Source organism: Burkholderia humptydooensis (assembly GCF_001513745.1).
GTDB classification, from domain to species: domain Bacteria; phylum Pseudomonadota; class Gammaproteobacteria; order Burkholderiales; family Burkholderiaceae; genus Burkholderia; species Burkholderia humptydooensis.
Genome location: NZ_CP013382.1, coordinates 1,888,585 through 1,914,633, shown reverse-complemented (window position 1 = coordinate 1,914,633; position 26,049 = coordinate 1,888,585). Strand labels below are relative to the sequence as shown.

Here is a 26,049-nt window from a genome sequence, read left to right as displayed (position 1 = left end):
GCGCGTGTCGCGCGCCGCGTCAATCGAGGAGGAACGCAATGAGCCTGAAGTTCTACGGGCATCCGTTTTCGCTGTATTGCCAGAAGGTGCTGATCGCGCTGTACGAGTACGACGTGCCGTTCGAATGGCGTCTGCTCGCGGGCGACACGCCCGAGGCGAGCGCCGAGTTCGCCGCGCGGTGGCCGCTCAAGCACATGCCGATGATCGTCGACGGCGATCGCACGATCGTCGAGTCGACGATCCTCATCGAATACCTCGGCCTGCGTCGTCCGGCGCCGGTGCGGCTGCTGCCCGCCGACGCCGGCGCGGCGCTCGACGTGCGGATGATGGACCGCTTCTTCGACTGCTACGTGTCGACGCCGCTGCAGAAGATCGTGTTCGACGCGCTGCGGCCGCCAGCCGAGCGCGACGCGCGCGGCGTGGCCGATGCGCGGCGGATGCTCGACACGTCGTACACGTGGCTCGAGCGCACGCTCGCGGGCCGCGGCTGGGCGGCGGGCGACGCGTTCAGCCTGGCCGACTGCTCGGCCGCGCCGTCGCTGTTCTATGCGGACTGGACGCATCCGATCGATCCGTCGCTGCAGCGCGTGATCGCGTATCGCAAGCGGCTGCTCGCGCGCCCGTCGTTCGCGCGGGCGGTCGACGAAGCGCGTCCGTACCGGCACCTGTTCCCGCTCGGCGCGCCCGACCGGGATTAGCGGGAACAGGCCCCGGCCGTTCGATCGACAGGAGGCAGACATGACGGAGCATTCGATGCTGACACCGGCCGCCGAGCTCGTGAAGCGCAACACGACCCGATGGCCGAACGAAAGCGATGCGTATCGCCGCGCGCGCGACGCGCTGCTCGTCGAGGAGATCGAGCTGCGCCGGCGCGTCGAGCGGGTCGCCGCGCTGCGGCGCACGCTGCCGCCGGGCGGCGAAGTGACGGGCGGCTATCGCTTCGAAGGCGAGCGCGGCCCGTGCGATTTCGCCCAACTGTTCGGCGGCAAGCAGACGCTCGTCGTCTACAGCTACATGTTCGGACCGCAGCGCGAGCGGCCGTGTCCGATGTGCACGTCGCTGCTCGGCGCGTGGAACGGCGAGGCGCGCGACCTCGAGCAGCGCGTCGCGCTCGCGGTCGTCGCGCGCTCGCCGCTCGAGCGGCTCGTCGCGTTCAAGCGCGAGCGCGGCTGGCGCGACCTGAAGCTGTATTGCGATCTCGACGGCCGCTACAGCCGCGACTATCACGCGATCGGCGCCGACGGCGGCGAAGAGCCGGCGATCAACGTATTCACGCGCCGCGACGGCACGATCCGCCACTTCTGGAGCGGCGAGATGGGCGGCTGGAGCGCCGACCCTGGGCAGGACCCGCGCGGCGCGCCCGACCCGATGCCGCTGTGGACGATCCTCGACATGACGCCCGAAGGGCGCGGCGTCGACTGGTATCCGTCGCTCGACTATCCGGATTGACGGCGAGGCGCGACGTCGAGGATGCGGCGGCCGGCGCATGCGCGGGCTTTGTGCCGAAGATACGAGGATTTCGGAAAAGCCTCGATGGATCAATTGCTTGGCGCGCGTCGGCGCGAGATATCCACAAGCTTGCGCACAAAAACTGTGGAAAACCCTCACGTCGAAAACAGGTTGTGGATAGTTGTCGTTGCGAGGGGCGTCGCCGGACGATTCGAGGATGGAGAAGGTCCGGCGTGCGCGCGGCGAGCCGATTTCCGCTGCGATGCCGCATTTTTGGCGGTTCTGGGAAAATGCCGTTGGATCAATGGGTTGGACGACGGATGCTCAGGATGTCCACAAGCTTGACCACAAAAAATGTGGAAAACGACGGCGCTCGTCGAGCGCGATCGATCCCGAACGGCGTGCGCGCAAGCGCCGCGCCGCCGCGCCGGTCATGCCCGCCGCGTCGCGCCGAAGCGCACCGTGACCGTCAGCCCGCGTCCGTCGGCGCCGGTCCCGAGCGATACGTCCGCGTGATGCTGCTCGGCGATGCGCTTGACGATCGACAGCCCAAGCCCGCTGCCCGATGCCGACGCGAGTTGCGCGCCGCCGCCGCGATAGAAGCGCTCCCACACACGCTCGCGATCGGCAGCCGGAATGCCGGGGCCGTTGTCGCGCACTTGGAGCGCCGGCGCGCCGTCGGCGTCGACGCGCGCTTCGACGTCGACGCGCGCGCCGGCCCCCGCATAGCGGATCGCGTTGTCGACGAGATTGTTGAGCAGCACGCGCAGCGTGTCCGCGTTGCCGGCCACGCGCACGGGCGCCGCGCCGACCGCGCCGAGATCGACGTGCTGCGCGAGCGCGATGCGCGCGCGCTCGGCGACCACCGAGCGGCCGAGCGCGGCGAGGTCGAGCTCGGCGAACGGCGCCGATTGCGCGTCGGGCTCGAGGCGCGCGAGCGTCAGCAACTGCTCGGCGAGATGCGACAGCCGCGTCGTGCCGGCCTGGATTTGCGCGAGGATGCGCGCGCGTTCGTCGGCGCTCGCCGTGCGCTGCAGCAACTGCGTCTGGATCGACAGGCCCATGATCGGCGTGCGCAGCTCGTGCGCGGCGTCCGCGATGAAATTGCGCTGCAGCGTGAACGAGCGATCGAGCCGCGCGAGCAGATCGTTGATCTCGGAGGCGAGCGGCTGCGCCTCGGTCGGCACGGTCGTGATGTCGAGCGAATCGAGGCGATTCGCATGACGGCGCTTCAGGCCCGCGGCGATCGCGCCGAGCGGCCGCAGCCCGTAGCCGATGCCGAGCCACAGCCCGATCGCGAGCAGCGGCAGCAGCGACAGCACCGGCCACAGCAGATGCACGGCGATGCCCGCGATCGCCGCCCAGCGCGCCTGGCGCGGCTGCGCGACGCGGATCGTCGTGCCCGCGCTCTCGCGCACGTAGGTGTGCCAGCGCTGGCCGCCCGCGTCGAGCGTCACGAAGCCGGCCGCATCGGGCGGCGGCAGTTGCGTGGCCGGATCGGTCGTGAATTCGAGCTTGCCGCCGCGCCACACCTGCAGCAGCACGTCGTCGGAATCGTAGTCGACCGGATGGCGCTTGCCGAGCCTGTCGCGTCCTTCGATCGACAGCTTGCCCGCGTCGTCGACCTGAATCTGCTTCGACATGCTGCGCATCTGGTCGTCGAGCAGATCGTCGAGCTCGCGCAGCGCGCCCCAATAGGTGCCCGTGCTCGCGAGCACGCCGACGACGCACGCGGCGGGCAGCAGCCACATCAGCAGCCGCCCGCGCAGCGACGCGTTCAGGCGCTGCGCGAAGCCGCGCACGCCCGTCATGCGCCGTCTCCGATCCGGTAGCCGACGCCGCGCACCGTGAGGATCGTGTCGTGACCGAGCTTCTTGCGCAGGTTGTGGATATGGACCTGCACCGCATTGCTTTCGATTTCCTCGCCCCAACTGTACAGCCGCTCCTCGAACTGCTCGCGCGAGATCACCGCGCCCGGCTCGCGCATCAGCTCGTGCAGCAGCACGAATTCCTTCGGCGACAGCGCGACTTCCTCGTCGCCGCGCCACACCTGATGGCGCGCCGGATCGAGCCGCAGCGCGCCGACCGCGAGCACCGTCTGCGCGCGTCCGGCCTGGCGGCGGTTCACCGCGCGGATGCGCGCGAGCAACTCTTCGAGCGCGAACGGCTTGATGAGGTAATCGTCGGCGCCGCAGTCGAGGCCGGCGATCCGGTCGGGCAGCGCGTCGCGCGCGGTGACGACGATCACGGGCAGCGCGTCGTCGCGGCGGCGCAGCGCGGCGAGCACCGCGAGGCCGTCCTTGTCGGGCAGGCCGAGATCGAGCAGCAGCAGCCCATACGAGGTCGTGCGCAGCGCGAGCGTCGCCGCGTCGCCGTTCTGCACCCAGTCGACCGCGAAGCCTTCCTGTTTCAGTCCCTGTTCGAGCCCGCTGCCGATGAGCGGATCGTCTTCGACGAGCAATACGCGCATGTTCCGTGATTCCGTCATAGCGCGGCGCGCGTGTGCGGGCCGCTTGCGGGAATGATAAGCGGTGGAGGCTTAGCGGCGGCTTAAAGCCCGCCATGAGCGTGAACGGGCTTTGGAAGCGGCGCGGCGTCGGAGCCATCGGCCGCGCGAGGCGGGTGATACCATGTCCGATCGACTATTTTAGCGATCACGATGCCCGCCGATTTCGACGAACTCGCGTCCCTGATCCGGGCGCAATTTTCCGAGCTGAGCCCGCAATTCCAGGTGGGCGCCGCGTTCCTGCTCGATCATCCCGACGAGGTGGCCGTCTCGTCGATGCGCAAGGTCGCGCAGCGCGCGAACGTGCAGCCGGCGTCGCTCGTGCGGCTCGCGCAGCAGTTCGGCTTTCCGGGCTGGAACGAGCTGCGCGACCTGTTCGTCGCGCGCGTGCGCACGCGGCCGCAGCCGCTCACGCAGCGCGCCCGCTCGCTCGTGAAGCCGAATGCGAAGGCGTCGCTCGCGGCCGATCTGCTCGCCGCGCAGCGGCACAATCTCGAGGCGAGCGCCGCGCAGAATGCGCAGGCGCTCGCCGATGCGGCGAAGCTGATCCGCAAGGCCGCGCACGTGCACGTCGCCGGTTTTCGATCGTGCTATCCGGTCGCGTTCGGGTTCGTCTACGGCTATCGGCTGTTCCGGCCCACGGTGTCGCTGCTCACGGGCATCGCGGGCTCGCTCGACATGGAGCTGCGGACCATCGCGAAGAACAGCGTGACCGTGGTCGTCAGCTTCGCGCCGTATTCGGCCGAAGCGACGCGCGTCGCGCAGGCGGCGCGCGCGCACGGCGGCAAGATCGTCGCGATCACCGACAGCGCGGTGTCGCCGATCGCGCTGCACGCGGACGCGCAACTGATCTTCACGCACGACAGCCCGTCGTTCTTCCCGTCGCTCGTCGCCGCGCACGCGCTCGTGGAGGCGCTCGTCGCGCAGTTGCTCGCGCTCGAGGGCGGCGAGGCGATCGCGGCGCTCGAACAGGCCGAGGCCGAACTGCACGCGAAGGGCGCCTACGTCATCTGACGCGCGGCCCGCGCGCGGATTGCAAAAGTCTTTCGCGTTGCAATATCCGGAGTGCATCGATTTCTTGCGGCGAATTTGAATATAAAAAACGTCTTGCAATTGGAAACGTTTCCACGCATCGATGCGCCGATTTAGGCCGGCGGCAATTGTTGCGGCGCAAATGAAATTGGGCCGCGCGCCGCTTCGGAGGCTGTTCCGACGCGCCCGGGAGCGGCCAAAGGGCCGTAACGATGCTGCGACTTATTAACTCGAATCCGAAAAAATTTTAATGGTGACTTGCCGGTCATTCCGCCGATTGCTAATCTGCGGGAGATGAACAAATAGCCGGATCGAAGATCCGGAAAAATGAATAAATAAATCATTTCCGAGAAAAGGCCACCATGACGACTTACCGTGATACGCATACCACTTCGTTCCGGATCGGCGATGTCGTGACGCTCAAGACAGGCGGTCCGCGGATGACGGTGACGTATGCCGGCCCGGTCGTGTTCGACGCGGGCGAGTGGGTGATCTGCCAATGGTTCGACGAACACGGCGAGTTTCGCCAGGAGATGTTCTCGAACGAGACCGTCGTGCTCGAGCCGCGGACGATTTCGGCGGGGCTCGCGCGGATGCGCTCGCTGTCGGTGCGCGGCGGCATGCAGGCGTGACGTCGGTCACGCGTTCGACGTAAAGGATTTGTCAGGCAGATCGCAAGCGTGTGACAGTCTGACGATGCGCCGCGTATCCGTTCGGGGGCTCAGCGCGTGCCTTGCTTTTCGGCCCACTGCTCCTGCGCGGCAATTCGCCGCTGCACGCGTTCGACGAGGCCCGTCGAGAACGTTTTCATGCTGACCGCACGGCGCTTGAGCCGCACGTCGCTGACGAAATCGGCGGGCGCGTCCGGCTGCAGCGCCCAGTACAGCGTCAGCAGCCAGCCGATTCCCGTCCAGCCGAACAGCGCGTTGAACAGCGCGACCGTCAGCCTGTCGTGGCGATGGCGGCGATCGGCGACGGTCGCCGGAAGAAAGTAGAGCGCGATCGCGACGACCGAGCCGACAACCTGGATCAGGATTTCCATCTGCATGGCGCTTCTCCGTCCTTGCTGCGGTGCGACTTGACGTCGCACATGCAATAGAACTCATTGTCGCGCTTTTCCTCCGGGTGTGCTGACAACAAATTGTTGCGGTTTCGTAACGGATCGTTCGTCGCCTTTCGCTGCCTTATGCTGTCTTGCTTGGCGTTACACGCCGTTGCCGCGCGTGAGCGCGAATCCTTCGTCGAGCCAGCCCGTCACGCCGCCGAGCATCAGCTTCACCGGCCGGCCGAGGCGCGCGAGCCTAAGCGCCGCGCGCGCTGCGCCGTTGCAGTGCGGGCCGGCGCAATAGACGACAAAGCACGTGTCGCGCGCAAATTCGGACAACTTGCTTTCAATGATCTTTCGATGCGGCAGGCTGAGCGCGCCGGGCACGTGCGCGGCCGCATAATGCTCGGCGCTGCGCACGTCGAGCAGCACGAAGTCGGGCGCGCCGGACGCGAGCGCGTCGTGCACGTCCCAGCAATCGGTCTCGAAGGCGAGCGATGCGGCGAAATGGGCGACGGCGGCGGCGCTGTCGGCGGCGGGAATCTCGGTGACGTGGGACATGTCGGTTCTCCTCGGGTCGGAACGCGGCGGCCGGGGGGCGGCTGCGGACGAGCGCTCAGTATCCGGGGCGCCCGCGCGGTGCGACAGTGGCGCGATCGACAACTTCCGGTAACATCGCGCCATGCACAATCATCTTGTCGTCGCGCTCGCCTACGATCGGCTCTGCACCTTCGAATTCGGCTGCGTCGTCGAACTGTTCGCGCTGCCGCGGCCGGAGCTCGGCGTCGACTGGTATCGCTTCGCGGTCTGCGCGAGCGAGCCGGGGCCCGTGCGCGCGGCGGGCGGCATCAAGGTCGAGGCGCCGTATCGGCTCGCGCTGATGGATCGCGCGGACACGATCGTGATTCCCGGCTGGCGCGATCCGGACGAAACGCCGCCCGAGCCGCTGCTCAAGAAGATCCGCGGCGCCCATCGGCGCGGCGCGCGGCTGTGCTCGATCTGCTCGGGCGTGTTCGTACTTGCCGCGGCGGGCGTGCTCGACGGCGCGGCCGTCACGACGCACTGGCGTTACGCCGGGCGTCTGCAGGCGCGCTACCCGTCGCTGCGCGTGAATCCCGATGCGCTCTACGTCGACGAAGGGCGGATCGTCACGTCGGCGGGCTCGGCGGCGGGCCTCGACATGCTGATGCATCTCGTGCGCCGCGATCACGGCAGCGCGATCGCGAATCGCGTCGCGCAGCGGCTCGTGCTGCCGCCGCATCGCGACGGCGGCCAGGCGCAGTTCGTGCCGCGGCCGCTGCCGAGCGTCGGCGGCGACCGGCTCGCGAAGCTGATCGACTGGATGCGCGAGCATGCGAGTCAGCCGCACACGCTCGCGACGCTCGCCGCGCGCGCAGCGATGAGTCCTCGCACGCTGCAGCGGCAGTTTCGTGATGCGACAGGGCTCGGCCCGTACGAGTGGCTGATCCGCGAGCGGATCGGGCTCGCGAAGGAGATGATCGAGCGTGACCCCGCGCTGCCCGTGGCGCGCGTCGCCGCGCTCGCGGGGTTCGGCTCGGAGGAGTCGCTGCGCCGGCATTTCAGGCGCATCGCGGCGACGAGTCCGACCGCGTATCGCCGCAGTTTCGATGCGGGTTGATGTGTGTCGATGCGCGGTGTGTGACGCGCAACGCGGCGGGGCCCGTGACGGCGTCGCGTGCCGTGGTCGTGTATGTTGCGGGGACGCGCACGTCGCGAACGCGCATGTCGCGAACGTGCGCGCTACCCATACGCACTCGATGAGCACGCGTCCCCGGCGCAGCGAGCGCCCGCTCGAGTTGCATCGCACAACGCCGGTCGCCTTTTCGACGCGTGCGTAACCGCCCGCATCGGCGCTATCATCGCCACTTCACATCCGTCAGACCGCTCGTCTGCTCCGCGCCATGACCACCGCCATTGCATCCGCCATCGATCACGACCGCCTCGCCGATTTCATCGAACGCAAATGGAACGACGAGATCCTGCATGCGCTGACCGACTACATCGCGGTGCCCGCGAAAAGCCCCGCGTTCGATCCCGACTGGGCGAAGCACGGCTATATCGAACGCGTTGCCGTCGATGCCGCGCAGTGGGCCGAGCGGCAGCCGGTGAAGGGGCTGAAGGTCGAGATCGTGCGGCTCGCCGGCCGCACGCCGGTGATCTTCTTCGAGACGCCGGCGACGCGCGCGGGCAGCGCCGACACGATCCTGCTGTACGGCCATCTCGACAAGCAGCCCGAATTCGACGGCTGGCGCGCCGATCTCGGCCCGTGGACGCCGAAGTTCGAGGGCGGCAAGCTGTACGGCCGCGGCGGCGCGGACGACGGCTATGCGATCTACGCGAGCCTCGCGGCGCTCGGCGCGCTCGACGCGCAGGGCATCGGGCGGCCGCGCTGCGTCGGCCTCATCGAGACCTGCGAGGAGTCGGGCAGCTACGATCTGCTGCCGTACGTCGACGCGCTGCGCGCGCGGCTCGGCGACGTGAGCCTCGTCGTGTGCCTCGATTCGGGCGCGGGCAATTACGATCAGCTTTGGCTCACGACGTCGCTGCGCGGGCTCGTGTCGGGCGACCTGCAGGTCGAGGTGCTCGAAGAGGGCGTGCATTCGGGCGTGTACGGCGGGATCGCGCCGTCGAGCTTCCGCGTGATGCGCCAACTGTTCGAGCGGCTCGAGGATGCGGCGACCGGCAATCTGCTGCCCTCGTCGTTCCATTGCGAGGTGCCGGCGAGCCGCCTGCGCGAGACCGAAGCGGCCGCGTCGATTCTCGGCGACGCCGTGTGGAAGGGGCTGCCGTGGGCGTGCGGGCAGGACGGCAAGCCGGTGCTGCCGACGACGACCGATCCGCGCGAGGCGCTCCTAGATTCGACGTGGCGGCCGTCGCTGTCCGTCACGGGCGCGCAGGGCCTGCCCGCGCTCGAGAACGCGGGCAATGTGCTGCGGCCGCGCACCGCGTTCAAGCTCTCGCTGCGGCTGCCGCCGCTCGTCGACGCCGCGCAGGCGGTGCAGCGGCTGAAGGCGCTGCTCGAGCTCGATCCGCCGTACAACGCGAAGGTCACGTTCCAGCCCGAAGCGGGGGCGGCGACCGGCTGGAATGCGCCGGACGTCGCGCCGTGGCTCGGCGCGGCGCTCGACGACGCGTCGCGCCGGCACTTCGGCGCCGACTGCGCGTACATGGGCCTCGGCGGCACGATCCCGCTGATGAACGTGCTGCACGAAGGCTTCCCGTCCGCGCAATTCATGGTGTGCGGCGTGCTCGGCCCGAAATCGAACGCGCACGGGCCGAACGAGTTCCTGCACGTGCCATACGCGAAGAAGCTGACGGCCGCAGTGGCCGACGTGATCGCCGCCGCGCATTGATGTGCGTGTCGATTCGTCCTTCTCTTCCGGTGACGGCTGCATCGCCGCGCGCATCCGGCGGCGCGGCCGTGGACGTTCGCTCACGCGCGGCGCGATGGCGCGGGCTGCGATGAGCTGGAAAGCGGAAAAACTGCGCGCGGACGAACTTGCCGAGCAACTCGACGCGCTCGGGCCGATCGGCGTCGCGCGCTTCTTCAGCGGCGCGTCGCTCAGGCTCGACGGCGTGCTGTTCGGCTTCGTTCATGCGGGATCGCTGTTCCTGCGCGTCGACGACGACAACCGCGCGGCGTTCGAGCGCGCGGGCATGCAGCCGTTCTCGTATCCGGGGCGCACGCGCACGGTCGTCGTCGGCGGCTATTACGAGACGCCCGCCGACGTGCTCGAAGACGTCGGCATGCTGCGCGACTGGTGCCGCGATGCGTATCGCGCGGCGCGTCGCGCGAAGCGGGCGTAGCGAGGCTGCGGCACGCCGCCGCGCGATGCGCGCCCGCGCGCGCAATGGGGTACGGTGTGCGCGATGGCGTGTGGGTGAAGCCGAAGGCAGCGGCTGGGGCGGCGTCGTGCGCGTGTGAGACTGCCTGAGCGCAAGGCCGCGCGCATCGGTCGCTTGCGCCGTTGCGTGGGCGTTGCAAGCGTGCCGTCGAGCGCGCGATCGCGAAGCGTGCGGCGCAGACGGCGCACGACGGTATGGAGGATGCAAACGCGCGCGGCGCGAGGTGTACGATGCACGGCGGCAGCGTATGCCGGTTCGACCGACAACAAGATTTCCCCAACTGGAGACATGTCCATGCTCGTCCTGATTCTCGGTTTGGTGATCTTCCTGGGTACGCATTCGATTCGGCTGGTCGCGGGCGATTGGCGCGCCGCGCGGATCGCGGCGCTCGGCGAGCAGCGCTGGAAGGGGATGTATGCGCTCGCGTCGGTGGCCGGATTCGCGCTGATCGTCTGGGGCTACGGGCTCGCGCGCGCGGACATGGCGTCGCTGTGGTTTCCGCCGGTCGGCATCCGGCATCTGACGGGGCTCCTGACCGCGATCGCGTTCGTGCTGCTCGTGGCGGCTTACGTGCCGGGCACGCGGATCAAGGCGCTCGTCGGCCATCCGATGCTCGCGGGCGTGATGGTGTGGGCGGGCGCGCATCTGCTCGCGAACGGCACGCTGCATGCGGAGCTGCTGTTCGCCGCGTTCTTCGTATGGGCGTTCGTCGACTTCATCGCGTCGCGCGCGCGCGATCGGCGCGACGGCGTTCGCTATCCGGCGGGCTCGCTCGTGCGCGACGGCATCGCGATCGTCGTGGGCCTCGTCGCGTGGGCGCTGTTCGCGTTCGTGCTGCACGGATGGCTGATCGGCGTGCGCCCGTTCGCGTGACGGCGCGGGCGGCGGCGCAGCGGCGCGATGCGGCCGCTGTTTCGCGAACGGCGCGAAAACAAGGCGATCGGTTTTGAGCGATTCGAAATCAAGAGTTCGAAAAATTCGCGTTCGGAAATTGAATGATTGATGACGGTGCGCGAGATGGAAAGCCTGATGGAGAAAGGCTTGGGCACCAGTCTGGCGCAGTACCCGGTCACGAAGCGGTGCAATGGATGCTGGTGTATCGAAAATCGAAACGGACGAATGTCTCGGCGCACGACTTTTTGAATCGCCTATTTGTTTTCGATTTTTTTAATTCTCGTCTTCCTCATTTTCAGCGACTACGTTTGCTTCGATGCTGCCCGCCACGCAGCCAAGGAGTGACGCATGAAAGCGGCCCGCTTGCTGAACGGTTTCGCGGCGATGCTCGCCGCATCGCTGCTGTGCTTGCGGCCGGCGGACGCCGGCGCGCAGACCCCGCTCACCTACACGACGTCGTGGATCGGCAACACGTTCGGCTTCGGCGACGGCAAATGGGTGCAGCAGAACATCGAGGCGATCGCGATCGCCCCCGACGGCACCGTCTATGCGAACGCGCCGTGGGACGAGAGCGGCGCGGAGGTCAGTGCCTACCGCGGCGGCGATCGCGTCGCGATGGCCGGCTGGACGCACGGCTGGGGCAGTCACGGCGGCGACGCCATCGCCGTCAACGGCGCCTACCTGTACGCGGCGATGTCGATCAGCAACGAAAACGGCTTGCTTTCCGGCGCCGATTTTCCGCCGAAGGGCCAGACGTGGTACGGCCTCACGCGGCGGCCGCTTTCCAGCATCAAGATCGGCGCGCCGTTCGCGAGCGGCATCGGCAATAGCTGGAATCCGGCGAAGAACAGCTTCCTGCGCGTGAACGTGTCGCCTTCGGGCGTCGACGGCAGCGTGCGCGGCATCGCGGCGACCGACCACGAGCTGTATGTCGCGAACACGGCGTCGAACCTGATCGTGGTCTACGACGCGAACACGATGCGCCAGTTGCGCAGTTGGCGCGCGAACCAGCCGGGCCGCATCGCGGTCGACGCGGACGGCTCGCTGTGGGTGATCGAAGGCTACACGGCGGCGGCCGGCCGCGCGATCGCGCATTACACGGCGTCGGGCGCCGCGCTGCCGTCGCTCGCCGCGCTGCCGCCGGGCGTGCTGCCCGCCGATCTCGCGATCTCGCCGTCGGGGCAACTGCTGATCGCCGACAGCGGCCCGTCGCAGCAGATCTACGTCTACGCGAAGCCGGCCGGCGTGCCGGTGCTGTCGGGCATGCTCGGCACGCGCTCGGGCATCTTCCATGCAGTCAAGGGCGCGCCCGGCGACTGGCGCTTCAACGGGCCGACCGGCATCGGCTTCGATCGCGGCGGCAATCTGTACGTATCGCAGAACGGCTTCGGGCCGCGCGCGCCGGGCTCGGCGCTGACGGGCGAAGGCGCGGTGCTCGAGAGCTACGCGTATGCGAGCCGGACGCTGAACTGGCGGCTGGACGGGCTGCTGTTCGTCGACGGCGGCTCGATCGATCCCGACGAGCCGAACCAGGTGTTCACCGGCTCGAAGCGCTTCGCGATCGACTATACGAAGCCGCCCGGCCAGGACTGGCGCTACGCGGCGTTCACGCTCGACCGCTTCGGCTTTCCCGACGATCCCGCGTTCCATCTGCCGAAGGGCGTGCGCGGCGAGCCGATGCTGCGGCGGGTCGGCGGCCGCCGGCTGCTGTACACGATCGACATGTATTCCCACTATCTGAGCGTCTATCGCTTCGACACCGCGACGCAAGGGCAGATCGCGATTCCGGCGGGCCTCCTGTCGCAGAACCCGATACCGGGTGCGTGGCCCGCCGGGCAGCCCGCATACGGCGAATGGATGTGGCGCGACGCGAACGGCGACGGCAAGGTCGACGCGAGCGAGATCGTCGCGAATCCGGCTACCGGCAACACGATGCAGAACGGCTTCTGGTGGGTCGACGCGGCTGGCGACGTGTGGCTCGGCTCGCTCGTGAGCGGCATTCGCCGGCTGCCGTTCCAGGGCTTCGATGCGCACGGCAACCCGATCTACGATTACGCGAGCGCGCAGATGTTCGCGATGCCGGCGCCGTTCAACCGGATCGCGCGCGTGTCGTACCAGCCGGACAGCGACGCGATGTACGTCGCGGGCTTCACGCCGGCGCTGCCTTACGATCCGGCGCACTGGAAGGAGCAGGGGCGCGTGCTCGCCCGTTACGACAACTGGCGCTCGGGCGCGCCCGAGCTGCGCTATGCGATCACGCTGCCGTGGGACATGAGCGCGAATCCGCAGCGCACGACGGTCGGCTTCGCGGTCGCGGGCAATTACGTGTTCGTCGCCGAGCTGTACACCGCGAAGATCGACGTCTACGACGCGCGCACGGGCGTGCTCGCCGGCTATATGACGCCGGGCGCCGACGTCGGCGGCACGAGCGGCTGGGTCGACGTCTATCTCGGGATCAGCGCGTTCCAGCGGCCGACCGGCGAATACGTCGTGCTCGTCGAGGACGACGCGCGTGCGAAGCTGCTGATGTATCGGTGGACGCCTTGACGCGGCGCGGGCCGCGCACCGCGGCACGGGCGTTGCCGCGCCTCTTGTTGAACGCCGCCGCTTCGCGTTATCGTCCGAAACATTCGTCATCGGCGTTTTGTATTCGGAGCCCTGCCGTGCCTACCTCATTGACGTCCGCGCTGCGTTTTTCTGCCGACAAGGCCGAACTCGACATTGACACGATCCACGCCTTCCTGCGCGACGAGGCGCACTGGTCGAAGGGCATTCCGCGCGACGTGGTCGAGCGGGCGATCGCCGGATCGCTGTGCTTCGGCGCGTATCTCGACGGGCGGCTCGTCGGTTTCGCGCGTCTCGTCACCGATCACGCGACGTTCGCCTACCTGTGCGACGTGTTCGTGCTGCGCGAGCAGCGCGGCAAAGGCTACGGCCGCGCGCTGATCGACCACGTGTTCGCGCAGGACGCGGTGCGCGCGCTGCGCCGCGTCGCGCTCGTCACGAGCGACGCGCACGCGCTGTATCGCCCGGTCGGCTTCACGGCGCCCTCGCATCCGGAGCGCTGGATGGAACTGCATCGGCCCGGCGTCTACGCGTAGCCGAAAGCGGGCGCGCGCTGCGCCGGGCGCGCCGCGCATACAATACGCGCTCGTCGATTTTCATGGAGCGCATATGACCGAGCAGGAAGCCGAACGCATCGCGACGCATCGTCATTACAAGGGCGGGCTGTATCGCGTGATCGGCGTCGCGCGGCATTCGGAGACGGAGGAGCGGCTCGTCGTCTACGAGCAGTTGTGGCCGAAGGAGCGCAGCCTCTGGGTGCGCCCCGAGGCGATGTTCGACGAGACGCTTGCCGACGGCGCGCCGCGTTTTCGCAAGCTGGGCGACTGAGCGAGCGCGAACGGGCGCGCGCTCCCGCCCGCTGCCCTTACCCTAGCCCGGCGAGTCGAGCCGCTCCGATCGCCCGCGCGATCTCCTTCGGCGCGCGGCCGACCTCGACGACGGGCGTTTCGTGCCAGTCGGCGAGCTTGCGGATCGCGCGCCCCACATCGGCCGCGAGCCCTGTGCCGATCCGCACGCCCGGTTCGATGTGCACGGCCTTCAGCTCGAACACGCGCTGCGCGCGATGCGCCTTCGCGTCGACGCGGCCGACGAGCCGCCCGCGGTGCAGGATCGGCAGGCAGAAGTAGCCGTAGCGTCGCTTGTGCGCGGGCGTGTAGCACTCGATCGTGTAATCGAAGTCGAACAGCGTCGAGGCGCGCCGCCGGTCCCAGACGACCGGATCGAACGGCGACAGCAGCGTCGTGACCGTTGGGCGCAGCGCGCCGTCGCGCGCGGCGTCGACGAGCGGCGCGAGCTCGCGATGCACGAACGCGTCGGCGCTCCAGCCATCCACCGCGACGGGCAGCAGCTCGCCCGTGTCCGCGAGCGCATGCAAATCGTCGCGATACGAGCGCTTCGGCAGCCGGTAATAGTCGGCGATCCAGTCCGCGCGGACGATGCCGAGCGCGCGGCAGGTGTTGTCGACGAGGCGAGGCAGCACCGTTTCGCGCGGCGGCAGGTCGCGCGCGTCGTCCCAGCCCGGCAGCACGCGCTCGGCAACGTCGTAGACGCGCTGGAAGTTGCGCCGCTCGGCGACCATCAATTGCCCGGTCGAGAACAGCACTTCGAGATGCCGCTTCTCGGGCTTCCAGTCCCACCAGCCGTTTCCCTTGCCGGCGCCGCGCGCGAAATCGGCGGAGCGCACGGGGCCGTTCGCGCGGATGTGCGCGAGCAGCGCGTCGATTGCGCCGCGATGCTTCGCGTGCCATTCGGCCGCGTATTTCCAGCCCATGCCGACGGGGTTGAGCATCGTGTGGCGCATCAGCCCGAAGTCCTCGATCGGCAGGAAGCACGCTTCATGCGACCAGTATTCGAACAGTCCCGCGTCGGCGAGATGCTCGTCGAGCCATTGCGGCGCATACGTGCCGAGCCGGCTGAACAGCACGAGATACGGGCTGCGCGCGACGACGTGGATCGTGTCGATCTGCAGTTGGGCCATCCGGCGGATGGCGACGAGCACGTCGGCCTTGACCGCCTTGCGGCGGGGCGGCGTCAAGAGGCCCTGCGCGGCGAGGTGCAGCGCGCGGGCGGAGGCGATCGAGAGCGGGGCGGACACGAGCGGCGGGGGAAAGGGCGCACGAGAAACGGATGCGCCACTGTAGCGCGAATCGGCCCGGCGCGCTGCGCGCGGCGAAGCGTTGCCCCGCCAGGGCAATCGCATGAATGGGCGTTAACAATCAAGGAGTGACGAGTGGGGTTGTAAACCGAGGCGAATCAAGCGTTTACTACCATCTTTTGCGGAGGCATCAGATGACGGAGACGCAAGCCTTGAGCATCGAAGACGCGTTCGGCGAGTTGCGCGATCCGCGTAGCCGGACGCCGGCCCACGATTGTTGGCGGTCAAGGAGAACCAGCCGACGCTGCTCGTGGAGATTCGCACAACGCTCGACGCGCTCGACCGTCTTCCGCCCGGCGAGCGCTGGGACGGTTCGAATGAGCATCGAGCCGTCGAAAAGGACCACGGCCGGATCGAAACGCGTCGCTGCCTCGTCAGCGACGTGATGAGCACATGGCGCGCGGCGGCGCTGTGGCCGGGCATGCGCTCGATCGCAATGGTCGAGGCCACGCGCGAGATCGGCGGCACGGTGTCGGTTGAACGCCAGTATTACGTGACGAGCCTACCGTCCGATGCGGTGCGCGTGGCGCACGCCGTGCGTTCCCACTGGGGCATCGAGAATTCGATGCACTGGGCGCTCGACGTGGCATTCGGTGAAGACCAGTGGCGGGTGCGGGTCGAGAATGCGGCGCAGAACTTTGCCATCCTGCGGCGCATCACGATGAACCTGCTGCGCAAAGATACTCAGACCAAGGCCGGCCTCAAAATCCGTCGACTCAAGGCCGCCACCAGCGACAACTACCGGGCTCAACTCCTTGGCTGGTAAGGACCTTCATGCGATTGCCCTGGTTGCCGCGCGGGCGTCTGACAATCGTTGACAGAAGTCTCTCGGAAGTTTCCTTATAGTCTCATCGAAACAAGCACTCTGCTTCCGACGCACGATACCTCTATGGCACGCAGGGAGCGAGTCCGGACGCCTCACCCCCGTCGAGGCGGCCGGGCAGTTCAAGCGGACATCCATGCGGCTTTCAGCCGGCCCCGAGTGGATGTCCGCCGATTTTTTTGGTTCATCGCGGATTACCGGGGAACGCGGCGCGGATCTTGAGAAAGAAGTATTCCTCGTCGCGGTACCCGTAAGCCCGACGCTTGATGACCTTGATGGTGTTGTTGATGCCTTCGACGATGCTGGTATTAAGCGGATGTCGGCAGCGGGCCACGATTCCGTGCCAGTAACCCTGCAGGCGCTGCGCAAACAGTTGCAGCGCGGCAATTCCGCTTTGCCGGGCTTGCTCGATCCATTGTTCCCAGGCCTTTTCCGCCCAGGCAGGCTTGCGGTAGAACCAGAGCCGCTTGAGTTCGTCACGTAGCACGTAGACGCACAACAATGGCTGATTGGCGGCCAGCAGTTCCTTCAGATGCACGGACTGCTCGGGCTTCAGGTTGTGGCGGTTGCGCAGCAGCAACCAGCGGCTGGACTTCAGGACCTTCCGGGCCGGCCGGTCATGGCGCAACTGATTGGCCTGATCGACCCGTACCCGATCGATCACCTCACGCCCGTACTTGGCCACGACGTGGAACAGGTCGTAGACGACCTCAGCCTGCGGACACTGCGCTTTGATCTCCAACTCGTAGGCCGTGGTCATGTCGATGGCCACTGCTTCGATGCGCTCGGCAACACCCTGGGGAAGCTGTTCGAAGAAGGCTCTGGCCGTCTCGCGCGAGCGTCCCGCTCCAATCCAGAGCACTTGCCGACCAATCGGATCGACCACCACCGTGGCGTAGCGATGACCTTTATGGAGCGCGAACTCGTCCATCGCCAGATAGCGGATCGTCGACCAGTCAGGATCAGCCACACGCGCTCGCAAGCGCATCTTGTCGATCGATTTGACCGTGTGCCAGCCCAAATCGTAGAAGGCGGCGACCGCCTGCACGCTGGCCGCCTGCAGCAGTTTCTCGCAGGCCTTGGCAAATCGCTCCGTCACTCGCTGGTAACGGCCCAGCCACGCCAGTTTCTCCAGTCGCGGACCGCCGCAGCGTTCGCACCAGACTCGGCGGCGGGGGACGTGCAGTACCACCCGGTACTCGAACAGTGGCAGATCGCGCACCCGGCGAACCGTCGTCTCATGAATCTGCTGGCAGCGTGCACCGCACTGTTCGCAGTACATGACCTTGCTGACCGGCTTCAAATACAGCGACAGCGTACGGCCTTCTCCTTCCGGCCATTCCACCCCCTCTAACCGATAGCCGGTCCAGCAACCCAGTGCTTGAAGTGCCTTGCGATCGAGCAATTCTGCCTCCTGACCTCCTTAAAGTCAGGCGTCAGGTTACGCAATCGCCATCAAACCCTCCACGGTTTCCTGCGATGAACCATTTTTTTTTGGAACGACGGATTTTCGGCGGCCCAATCCCGGCCGGCCGTTCGATTCCAGCAGGCGGCGCACGTCGCGTCCCGCCCGCTTCTCCACTTGCTTCGTTTTCCTGATCGCTTCGGCCGCGCGGCCCGCTTCAGCTTCGCTTGCCGCGCGCTACCTCGTCGCCCGCGTTCGGCGCCAGCCGCCGCGTGATCGGAATCGACGCGAACGAACACAGGCCGACCACGACGAACGCCGGCCAGAAGTCCGACCAGACCATCGTCGGATGTCCCTGCGCCCAATGCGACACGTGCAGCACGAGCGCCGCGACCGTCACGCCGAGGCCGAGCGACATCTGCTGGACGACGCTGCCGAGGCTCGTCGCGCGGCCCGCGTCGCGCGAGGCGATCTCCGCGTAGATCATCGAATTGAGGCTCGTGAACTGCAGCGACGGAAAAATGCCGCCGACGAGCACGATGAGCCAGATCGCGAGCGTCGACATGCCGGGATGGAACACGCCGTACGCGGCGATCGCAAGCCCGGCGAACGCCGCGTTGTACATCAGCACCGTCCGGAAGCCGAAGCGCTTGAGCGTGCGCGGCGCGAGCATCCGCGTGAACGCGCCGCCGACGGCCGACGCGCAGGTGATCGCGCCGGAATGGAACGCGCTCATGCCGAGCCCTTCCTGCAGCGCGAGCGGCAGCAGGAACGGCACCGCGCCGAGGCCGATCCGGAACAGCGAGCCGCCGACGACGCTCGCGTGGTAGGTGGGGATGCGCAGGAAGCGCAGATCGAGCACCGGCCGCTCGACGCGCCGCGCATACAGCACGTAGCCGCCGAGGAGCGCCGCGCCCGTCGCGCCCATCGCGAGCGCGGCGCCGCGCGTGACGAGCGCGCCGTCGAGCAGCGTGAGGCCCATCAGCAAGAGCGCCGCGCCGGCGGCGGACAGCACGAAGCCGAACCAGTCGAGCGGGCCGGGATCGAGCTCGTGCGTGTTCGCGATGTGCCTGTTCGCGAGATAGATGCCGAGGATGCCGATCGGCACGTTGATGAAGAAGATCAGCCGCCAGTGCAGGTACGTCGTGATGAAGCCGCCGAGGAGCGGCCCGGCCGCGGGCCCGAAGAGCGCGGGCACGCTCAGGTAGTTCATCGCGCGCACGAGCTCCGAGCGCGGCACGGCGCGGAAGATGATGATGCGCCCGACGGGCACCATCATCGCGCCGCCTACGCCTTGCACGAAGCGCGCGAACGTGAAGATCTCGAGATTGTTCGACGCCGCGCACAGCAGCGAGCCCGCGACGAAGATGCCGATCGCGGTGCGGAACACGGTGCGCGCGCCGAAGCGGTCGGCGAGCCATCCGCAGATCGGGATGAACACGCCGAGGCCGACGACGTAGCTCGTGATCGCGATGTTCAGCGTGACGGGGCTCTGCCCGAAGTCGCGCGCCATCGCGGGCAGCGCCGTGACGATGATGTTGGCGTCTACGCTCTCCATGAACAACGCGCAAGCGACGATCAGCGGTGCGATGAAAGCGTAGATGGCAGACGGCATGGCAACGACGCGCGTAAAGATGCCATTATTGCATCGATTGTTGCAGCATGCTTGCGCGCGCAACGGTGTGTTGTCGCCGCGCGTCGCCGTTCGGAGAGCCGGCCGTCGCGGCGCGAGACCTGCCGGCGATCGCGAAAGGCATCGTCGACGCGGCGGACGAGCGCAGCGAAACCAGCGCGCCCGCGCTTGAAGCGCGCGTGCTGCACGCGGCGCACGGCTATTTGCGCGTCATGTGCGAAGAACCGCTTGCCTGAGCGCCGGTTTTCGTGCGAATCTGCCCGCCGCGGCATACCACAGACAAACGCCGTGACGCGCCGGGCCCGCGCGAGCAGGAGACCGTATTGCCGTTCATCTCGAAAACGGGAGGAGGAGATATGGTCACGCCGCGGCGTCGCCCGCTTCATGTTGAAAGTCCGTTCTATCGTCGCCTGCTGAACGCGCCCGCGTGGGTCGCGCTTGTCGCCGCGGCCGGTATCGGCTGCACGAGCGCGACGCTCGCGCGCGCAGACTCGTCGCCCGCGCCTGCATCCGCGGCCGTGTCGAGCGCCGCTTCCGCGCCGAGCGCCGCGTCGATTCCGCCGCCGCCGAGCCAGCTCTACGGCGATCTCTTTGTTGCGGTGCAAACCGCGCAGATCTTCGAAGACCAGAAGACCTTCGTCGATTCGACGCCGAACGCCGATCCCGCGACGATCGTCCAGTTGTACCAGCAGCAGAAGGGCCAGCCCGGCTTCTCGCTGAAGGCGTTCGTCGCGCAGTACTTCACGCCGCCGTCGGATCAGTCGGTGACGCCGCCGCCGAACCAGACGCTGCGCGAGCACATCGACTGGCTGTGGCCGAAGCTCACGCGCACGACGGCGACCGTGCCGCCGTACAGCTCGCTGATTGCGCTGCCGAAACCGTACGTGGTGCCGGGCGGGCGCTTCCGCGAGGGCTATTACTGGGACACGTACTTCACGATGCTCGGCTTGCAGGAGGCGGGCCGCGAAGATCTCGTCGACGACATGCTCGACAACTTCGCGTACCTGATCGATGCCGTCGGCCACGTGCCGAACGGCAACCGCAGCTATTACGTGAGCCGCTCGCAGCCGCCGTTCTTCGCGTACATGGTGACGCTCGCGGCGAAGGCCGAGGGCAATCGCGTCTATCAGAAGTACCTGCCCGCGCTGCGCAAGGAATACGCGTACTGGATGCAGGGCGAGCGCACGACGCCGCGCGGCCAGGCGACGCGCAACGTCGTCGCGATGCCGGACGGCTCGGTGCTGAACCGCTACTGGGACGCGAGCGACACGCCGCGCGACGAGTCGTATCTCGAAGACGTGAAGACCGCGCGGCAGGCGAGCGGCCGGCCGGCGCCGGAAGTGTGGCGCGACCTGCGCGCGGCGGCCGAGAGCGGCTGGGACTTCAGCTCGCGCTGGTTCGGCGACAGCCGCACGCTCGCGACGATCCGCACGACCGCGATCGTGCCCGTCGACCTGAACAGCCTGATGTTCAACCTCGAGACGACGATCGTGAAGGGCTGCGCGGTGACGCGCGATTTCGCGTGCGTCGCCGAGTTCGCCGGCCGCGCCGGCAAGCGCGCGGTCGCGATCAATCGCTACCTGTGGAACCGCAACGGCTATTACGGCGACTACGACTGGAAGCGCGGCTTGCCGCGCGAGAACCTGACGGCGGCGGCGCTGTATCCGTTGTTCGCGGGCGTCGCGTGGCCGGAGCGCGCGAAGCAGACCGCGAAGAATGTGCAGAAGACGCTGCTCAAGCCGGGCGGGCTCGCGACGACGGCTTACGATACGACGCAGCAATGGGACGCACCTAACGGCTGGGCTCCGCTGCACTGGATCGCGCTCGTCGGGTTGCAGCACTATGGCGAGAAGTCGCTCGCGAACGACATCGGCACGCGTTTTCTCGCGGACGTGAAGGGCGTGTACGCGGCGCAGGGCAAGCTCGTCGAGAAGTACATCGTCGAAGGCGCGGGCACGGGTGGCGGAGGCGGCGGCGAGTATCCGCTGCAGGACGGCTTCGGCTGGACCAACGGCGTGACGCTCAAGCTGCTCGACCTGTACGGCGGCTGACGCGCGACGCGACGGGTAGGGCGCGGGTGGCGGCGAGCCGCTTGCGCTGCATCCGTTGGTTGCGAGCGCAACGATTATCGGCGAGCCGATGCCGGGCGACGCCTCGCGATCGTCGTCGAGGGAGCGCGCTTCGCCGCGCCCGGTTGCGTTCGCGTTCTGCTCGCCGTTCGGGCGCGCTGCCTGTTGTTCGTCGCTGTCGCCGCTGTCCCCGATTCGCGGCGGCGGCTTTCCCGAACGCGATTGCGCGCGGCCTGACGCCGTGCGCGATCGCGCGCATCAGCGCGCATCAGATCAGCCCGCGCGCCGACGCGAAATAAGTCAACTGAATCCGGTTCGCGACGCCGAAGCGTTTGCGCAGCTTGCGCAGATGGTAGTCGACGTTGTGCGCGCTGGTGTCGAGCCGCCGGCCGATCTCCTTGTCGGATGCGCCTTCGGCGATGCCGACGAGCAATTCGCGCTCGAACGGCGTGAGGCGCTCGGCCGCGCGCTCGCGCGCCGACGCGATCAACTGCGGCGCCGCGAACCGGTGCACGGACAAACCGAGCGACAGCACCTGCTCGAGCGTCGTCGACGAGATCCAGTCGCGCGAGCGGCGCGGCGCGGTGAAGCTCGCGAACGCATGCACGCGCGTGCCCGGCACGGGCATCGAATACATCACGCCGCTGCACATGTTGTCGTCGTGCATCACGCGCAGGAAGCCGTCGAGCGCATCCGCATTCGAGCCGTGCGCCGCGTGATCGCGCGCGAGCTGCCGCAGATCCCAGACGACGGGCATGCTCGACGCGCGCGTGCCGAGCATCCGCGGATCGATGTCGTGATGGCGGCGGCGCACGTAATCGCCGCGATACGCGGCAGGCGTGAACGCTTCGTGCAGGTACAGGCATTCGGCGGCGTCGCGCGTGAACTCGAGCGCGAAATAGGCGAACGTCGCGAAGCCCATCAGCCGCAGCAGGCTTGTCGCGATGCGGCCGCACTCGGCGGTGCCGCGCGCGCTCGCGAGCATTTCCGCGACGCCCAGGCGCGGCGCGAAGCGCGGCTCGGCGTCGGCCGCGCGTCTCGCGTGGCCGCACCAGACGACGTCGATCGTCTGCGCGTCGCGCGTCGTGCCGCCCGGATTCACGTGCGACACGGGACGCGCGACTGCCGCGACGGCGGCGACTTCCTGCACTGCAATGTCCGACATGACGAAAAACCTCGCGGCGGTGGTCCGGTGCCGTTCGATCGAACGGACGGACGCGGTGTGCGATCGCAACGTGTACGCTCGTGACGAACGCGTATGCGGCCTGCTCGCTCGCGACGCGAGCGGCTGCGACGTGCGCGTTCACGTTCGCGCTTGCTGCGTCTGCGGCGCGGGTGCGCTCCGTCGCGCGCGTCGCCAACGCGCATTCTCATCCGGCATCGAGACGTCGCGCGCCGCGCCCGAGTCGCGAGCGAAGGCATTGTACAAAGCGGCACGCTTGCGCGTAATATCTTGTAATACTAACCGCGCTCGGCAGCGAGACGAAAGCGCGAATCAAAGACCACTTGCTTGCCGGGGTTCCTGCGCAACAGCATCACGAACACAAGAAGCCGGCTTTCCCCCATGACAATTGCTGACAGCGCGCCGCGCATCGAATGGTTTTCGCATGCCGAGCTCGCCGCATCGCGCGGCGGATTCGCCCCGCGCGACACGCATCCTCCCGTTTCCTCGTTCGCCGCATTGCCCGATGGGCCGCGTCGCGCGGCGTTCGACGTCGCGAACTGCGATGCGCGCCTGCGCGCGGTCGGCTTCACGACGCTCTGCTACGGCGCGTTCGAGCTGATCGGCCAGCAGATGCTCGCCGCATATCTGTTGCGCGATTTCGCGCCCGTGTCGTTCTTGCGCGCGTACGTCGAAGGCCGGCTGTTCGAAGTCGATCCGCGCTTCGCCGAATGGCGGCAGGGCGTCTCGCCGGTCGCGTGGCGGCTCGACGAGCTCGACGCGCATGCGCGCCGCACGGGCGAGCGGCGCATGCACGCGCTCGTGAATTCGTTGCGTGCGCATGCAATGCACAGCGGCGTGATCTTCTGCTGGCCGGTGCCGCATCTCGATCTGCGCGTCGTGGTGAGCCTCGCGTCGGAGGCGCACGACGGTTCGCTCGACGATCGGGTGATCGGCTGCGCGCTCGCGCTCAGCCTCGACTTGCATCGCGCCGCGCAGCCGCATCTCGATGCGCGCGTCGGCGGCGCGCGCGCGTTCGTGCTCGAGAACGACGAGGCGGCGGTGCTCGAGCGGCTCGTGCACGGCCTGTCCGATCAGGAAATCGCGAACGCGCTCAGCACGTCGCTGCATCGCGTCGGCGCGCAGATCCGCATGCTCGAAAAACGCTTCAATGCGCGCAACCGCGCGCAGCTCGCGTATCTCGCGGCGCGGCGCTTGCGCGGATGACGAAGCGTGCATCGGACGCAAGTTGGATGATGCGGCGCAACAGACTGGCACATCGTATACAAAACCGTTTACGGGCGAATTAATTTTTCACTATAAAAAAATGTCCGCCGCAAGCCGGATTAATTGACGAATATTTTCTTCGTAATATGCGCCCAACCGACGGGCGCCGGCCGCTCGTCAGGCCATACCCTTTTTCACCATTCGAACGAGAAATTCGTCATGTGCGGAATCAGCGGCTTCGTTGGCCCTGTTGCATGTGCACCGGAGACAGCCCGCGCGACCCTCGCGCGAATGACGGACAGTCTCGCGCATCGCGGCCCGGACGATACCGGTTTGTGGATTGATCCCGACGCGGGCGTCGCGCTCGGCCATCGGCGCCTGTCGATCGTCGATTTGTCCGAGCACGGGCATCAGCCGATGCTGTCCGCGTGCGGCCGCTACGCGATGACGTTCAACGGCGAGATCTACAACTTTCGCGAGTTGCGCCGCGAGCTGGAGCGCGAGCATCGCGCGCCCGAGTGGCGCGGTCATTCGGATAGCGAAGTATTGCTCGCGGCGTTCTCCGCGTGGGGGATCGATCGCGCGCTGCAAAAGGCGGCCGGAATGTTCGCGCTCGCGCTGTGGAACCGCGAATCGCGCGTGCTCACGCTCGCGCGCGATCGCGTCGGCGAGAAGCCGCTCTATTACGGGCGCATCGGCGGCTCGTTCGTGTTCGGCTCCGAGCTGAAGGCGCTGCGGCGCTTTCCCGGCTTCGATGCGCATCCGATCGACCGCGACGCGCTGTGCCTGTATCTGCGCCACGCGAGCGTGCCCGCGCCGTACACGATCTATGAAGGCATTCGTAAGCTGCCGCCCGGCACCTGCGTGCAGCTCGAGGACGTGGCCGACGAGCCCGCGCCGCGCCGCTACTGGTCGCTCGAGCGCGTGATCGCCGCGGCCCGTGCGAATCCGTTCGACGGCGATGCGAACGCCGCGGTCGCGCAGCTCGATCACGTGCTGCGCGACGCGATCGCCGAGCAGTCGGTCGCCGACGTGCCGCTCGGCGCGTTCCTGTCGGGCGGCGTCGATTCGTCGGTGATCGTCGCGCTGATGCAGACGCAGACCGCGCAGCCGGTGCAGACGTTCACGATCGGCTTCCACGAGGCGGGCTACGACGAGGCGGGCTATGCGAAGGCGGTCGCGCGGCATCTCGGCACGTCGCACACCGAGCTCTACGTGAAGCCGTCCGACGTGCTCGCGATGGTCCCGCGCATGCCGTCCGTCTATGACGAGCCGTTCGCCGATTCGTCGCAGATTCCGACGCTGCTCGTCTCCGAGCTCACGCGCCGCCATGTGAAGGTGAGCCTGTCGGGCGACGGCGGCGACGAGCTGTTCGGCGGCTACACGCGCTATTTCCTGACGCCGCGCCTGTGGGGGCGGCTGCGTCGCGTGCCGGCCGCGGTGCGGATGCGGATCGCGGCCGCGCTGCACGCGCTGCGGCCCGACCATGCGGACCAGATCGCCGCGCTCGTGCAGGGCGTATGGAGCGGGTCCGCGCAGCGCGACGCGTCGCCGCGCGTCGGCGACCGCCTGCACAAGCTCGCGAACGTGATGACGGCCGACAGCCGCACGTCGCTGTACCGGCTGCTGATGTCGTCGGTCCATCATCCGGAGCGCTTCACGCTCGCGGGGCACGAGCCGCAGACGCTGATCGACACGCCGGGCGCGTGGCCCGCCGGGCTCTCGTTCGCCGAGCAGGCGATGGCCGTCGACACGCTCACGTACCTGCCCACCGACATCCTGACGAAGGTCGACCGCGCGGCGATGGCGGTGAGCCTCGAGACGCGGATGCCGTTTCTCGATCATCGCGTCGTCGAGTTCGCGTGGCGGCTGCCGGAGGCGCTGCGCATCCCGGACGGGCAGGACAAGTGGCTGCTGCGCAAGCTGCTGTACCGCTACGTGCCGCGGCCGCTGATCGACCGGCCGAAGCAGGGCTTCTGCGCGCCCGTCGGCGCGTGGCTGCGCGGCGAGTTGAGCGACTGGGCGGCGGAGCTGCTGCGCCCCGCGCGCCTGCGCGACGAAGGCTATCTCGACGCGACGCGCGTCGAGCGGCTGTGGCGCCAGCACCAGTCGGGCCGGATGAACTGGCAGCATCCGCTCTGGACGGTGCTGATGTTCCAGGCGTGGCTCGAGCGGCAGCGCGCCGGGTAGGCCGCCGCCGCGCGAACGAACGCGTTT

25 protein-coding genes are annotated in these 26,049 nt (G+C 68.0%); 17 read left to right on the top strand and 8 right to left on the bottom strand.

Annotated features, from left to right (window positions below; all coding sequences use genetic code 11):
• Positions 1-38 precede the first annotated feature (38 nt).
• From AQ610_RS27505 to AQ610_RS37035, 3 genes are all read left to right on the top strand, one after another.
• Complete coding sequence (locus tag AQ610_RS27505; protein WP_006027688.1) at positions 39-698, top strand: glutathione S-transferase family protein; 660 nt, start codon at positions 39-41, stop codon at positions 696-698.
• A gap of 40 nt (positions 699-738) precedes the next feature.
• The gene (locus tag AQ610_RS27500; RefSeq protein WP_006027687.1) at positions 739-1,449 is read left to right on the top strand and encodes a DUF899 family protein; all 711 of its coding nucleotides are present in this window, start codon (positions 739-741) and stop codon (positions 1,447-1,449) included.
• Between the two features lie 217 nt (positions 1,450-1,666).
• Positions 1,667-1,915, top strand: a complete 249-nt coding sequence (locus tag AQ610_RS37035; protein ID WP_006027686.1) for a hypothetical protein — start codon at positions 1,667-1,669, stop codon at positions 1,913-1,915.
• Here the strand turns inward: AQ610_RS37035 and AQ610_RS27495 are convergent.
• A complete protein-coding gene (locus AQ610_RS27495; RefSeq protein WP_006027685.1) occupies positions 1,881-3,260 on the bottom strand; it encodes an ATP-binding protein in 1,380 nt (459 codons plus the stop codon). The two genes, AQ610_RS37035 and AQ610_RS27495, sit on opposite strands and share 35 nt — an antisense overlap.
• Positions 3,257-3,919: a response regulator gene (locus tag AQ610_RS27490; RefSeq protein WP_009914576.1), complete on the bottom strand. Its 663-nt coding sequence runs from the start codon at positions 3,917-3,919 to the stop codon at positions 3,257-3,259. Before AQ610_RS27490 ends, AQ610_RS27495 begins: the two co-directional genes overlap by 4 nt.
• Positions 3,920-4,108: 189 nt before the next feature.
• Here AQ610_RS27490 and AQ610_RS27485 point away from each other — a divergent pair, with 189 nt between their 5' ends.
• Complete coding sequence (locus AQ610_RS27485) at positions 4,109-4,969, top strand: MurR/RpiR family transcriptional regulator (RefSeq protein WP_006027683.1); 861 nt, start codon at positions 4,109-4,111, stop codon at positions 4,967-4,969.
• Positions 4,970-5,349: 380 nt separating this feature from the next.
• Entirely contained in the window at positions 5,350-5,619 is a 270-nt protein-coding gene (locus AQ610_RS27480; protein ID WP_009914577.1) for a YodC family protein, read from the top strand.
• A gap of 89 nt (positions 5,620-5,708) precedes the next feature.
• On the opposite strand, the gene AQ610_RS27475 is transcribed toward AQ610_RS27480, so the two are convergent.
• Positions 5,709-6,035 (bottom strand): superinfection immunity protein, encoded by a 327-nt coding sequence (locus AQ610_RS27475; RefSeq protein WP_006027681.1) that lies wholly within the window; start codon positions 6,033-6,035, stop codon positions 5,709-5,711.
• A 156-nt stretch (positions 6,036-6,191) separates the two neighbouring features.
• The gene (locus AQ610_RS27470) at positions 6,192-6,593 is read right to left on the bottom strand and encodes a rhodanese-like domain-containing protein (protein WP_006027680.1); all 402 of its coding nucleotides are present in this window, start codon (positions 6,591-6,593) and stop codon (positions 6,192-6,194) included.
• A 121-nt stretch (positions 6,594-6,714) separates the two neighbouring features.
• Between AQ610_RS27470 and ftrA the strand changes: the two genes are divergently transcribed.
• From ftrA to AQ610_RS27435, 7 genes are all read left to right on the top strand, one after another.
• Positions 6,715-7,671 carry a transcriptional regulator FtrA gene (gene ftrA / locus AQ610_RS27465; RefSeq protein ID WP_006027679.1) on the top strand — a complete coding sequence of 319 codons (957 nt, stop codon included), beginning with the start codon at positions 6,715-6,717 and terminating at the stop codon, positions 7,669-7,671.
• A 283-nt stretch (positions 7,672-7,954) separates the two neighbouring features.
• Positions 7,955-9,406 carry a M20 family metallopeptidase gene (locus AQ610_RS27460; protein WP_006027678.1) on the top strand — a complete coding sequence of 484 codons (1,452 nt, stop codon included), beginning with the start codon at positions 7,955-7,957 and terminating at the stop codon, positions 9,404-9,406.
• A 109-nt stretch (positions 9,407-9,515) separates the two neighbouring features.
• Complete coding sequence (locus tag AQ610_RS27455) at positions 9,516-9,860, top strand: TfoX/Sxy family protein (RefSeq protein ID WP_006027677.1); 345 nt, start codon at positions 9,516-9,518, stop codon at positions 9,858-9,860.
• A gap of 333 nt (positions 9,861-10,193) precedes the next feature.
• Entirely contained in the window at positions 10,194-10,772 is a 579-nt protein-coding gene (locus tag AQ610_RS27450; protein WP_009914579.1) for an NnrU family protein, read from the top strand.
• 369 nt (positions 10,773-11,141) lie between these two features.
• A complete protein-coding gene (locus AQ610_RS27445) occupies positions 11,142-13,340 on the top strand; it encodes an NHL repeat-containing protein (protein WP_006027675.1) in 2,199 nt (732 codons plus the stop codon).
• A gap of 116 nt (positions 13,341-13,456) precedes the next feature.
• Entirely contained in the window at positions 13,457-13,894 is a 438-nt protein-coding gene (locus AQ610_RS27440) for a GNAT family N-acetyltransferase (protein ID WP_043282809.1), read from the top strand.
• Between the two features lie 73 nt (positions 13,895-13,967).
• The gene (locus AQ610_RS27435) at positions 13,968-14,186 is read left to right on the top strand and encodes a DUF1653 domain-containing protein (protein ID WP_006027673.1); all 219 of its coding nucleotides are present in this window, start codon (positions 13,968-13,970) and stop codon (positions 14,184-14,186) included.
• A gap of 37 nt (positions 14,187-14,223) precedes the next feature.
• Here AQ610_RS27435 and AQ610_RS27430 read toward each other — a convergent pair whose 3' ends face one another.
• The gene (locus AQ610_RS27430) at positions 14,224-15,453 is read right to left on the bottom strand and encodes a winged helix-turn-helix domain-containing protein (RefSeq protein ID WP_009914581.1); all 1,230 of its coding nucleotides are present in this window, start codon (positions 15,451-15,453) and stop codon (positions 14,224-14,226) included.
• 277 nt (positions 15,454-15,730) lie between these two features.
• On the opposite strand from AQ610_RS27430, the gene AQ610_RS27425 reads away from it, so the two are divergent.
• Positions 15,731-16,279, top strand: a complete 549-nt coding sequence (locus tag AQ610_RS27425; protein WP_045554736.1) for an ISAs1 family transposase — start codon at positions 15,731-15,733, stop codon at positions 16,277-16,279.
• A 241-nt stretch (positions 16,280-16,520) separates the two neighbouring features.
• On the opposite strand, the gene AQ610_RS27420 is transcribed toward AQ610_RS27425, so the two are convergent.
• Both AQ610_RS27420 and AQ610_RS27415 read right to left on the bottom strand, forming a co-directional pair.
• Positions 16,521-17,741, bottom strand: a complete 1,221-nt coding sequence (locus AQ610_RS27420) for an ISL3 family transposase (RefSeq protein WP_045554821.1) — start codon at positions 17,739-17,741, stop codon at positions 16,521-16,523.
• Between the two features lie 217 nt (positions 17,742-17,958).
• On the bottom strand, positions 17,959-19,356 hold the full coding sequence (locus AQ610_RS27415) for an MFS transporter (RefSeq protein WP_009914584.1): 1,398 nt from the start codon (positions 19,354-19,356) through the stop codon (positions 17,959-17,961).
• 47 nt (positions 19,357-19,403) lie between these two features.
• On the opposite strand from AQ610_RS27415, the gene AQ610_RS27410 reads away from it, so the two are divergent.
• Complete coding sequence (locus tag AQ610_RS27410; protein WP_006027670.1) at positions 19,404-19,610, top strand: hypothetical protein; 207 nt, start codon at positions 19,404-19,406, stop codon at positions 19,608-19,610.
• A 120-nt stretch (positions 19,611-19,730) separates the two neighbouring features.
• Positions 19,731-21,425, top strand: a complete 1,695-nt coding sequence (treA, locus tag AQ610_RS27405; protein ID WP_006027669.1) for an alpha,alpha-trehalase TreA — start codon at positions 19,731-19,733, stop codon at positions 21,423-21,425.
• A 286-nt stretch (positions 21,426-21,711) separates the two neighbouring features.
• Here the strand turns inward: treA and AQ610_RS27400 are convergent, their stop codons facing one another.
• On the bottom strand, positions 21,712-22,608 hold the full coding sequence (locus AQ610_RS27400; RefSeq protein ID WP_006027668.1) for a helix-turn-helix transcriptional regulator: 897 nt from the start codon (positions 22,606-22,608) through the stop codon (positions 21,712-21,714).
• A gap of 399 nt (positions 22,609-23,007) precedes the next feature.
• On the opposite strand from AQ610_RS27400, the gene AQ610_RS27395 reads away from it, so the two are divergent.
• Positions 23,008-23,832, top strand: a complete 825-nt coding sequence (locus tag AQ610_RS27395) for an autoinducer binding domain-containing protein (RefSeq protein WP_009914586.1) — start codon at positions 23,008-23,010, stop codon at positions 23,830-23,832.
• A 219-nt stretch (positions 23,833-24,051) separates the two neighbouring features.
• Positions 24,052-26,022: an asparagine synthase (glutamine-hydrolyzing) gene (gene asnB, locus AQ610_RS27390; RefSeq protein WP_043282803.1), complete on the top strand. Its 1,971-nt coding sequence runs from the start codon at positions 24,052-24,054 to the stop codon at positions 26,020-26,022.
• The last annotated feature ends 27 nt before the right edge of the window (positions 26,023-26,049 follow it).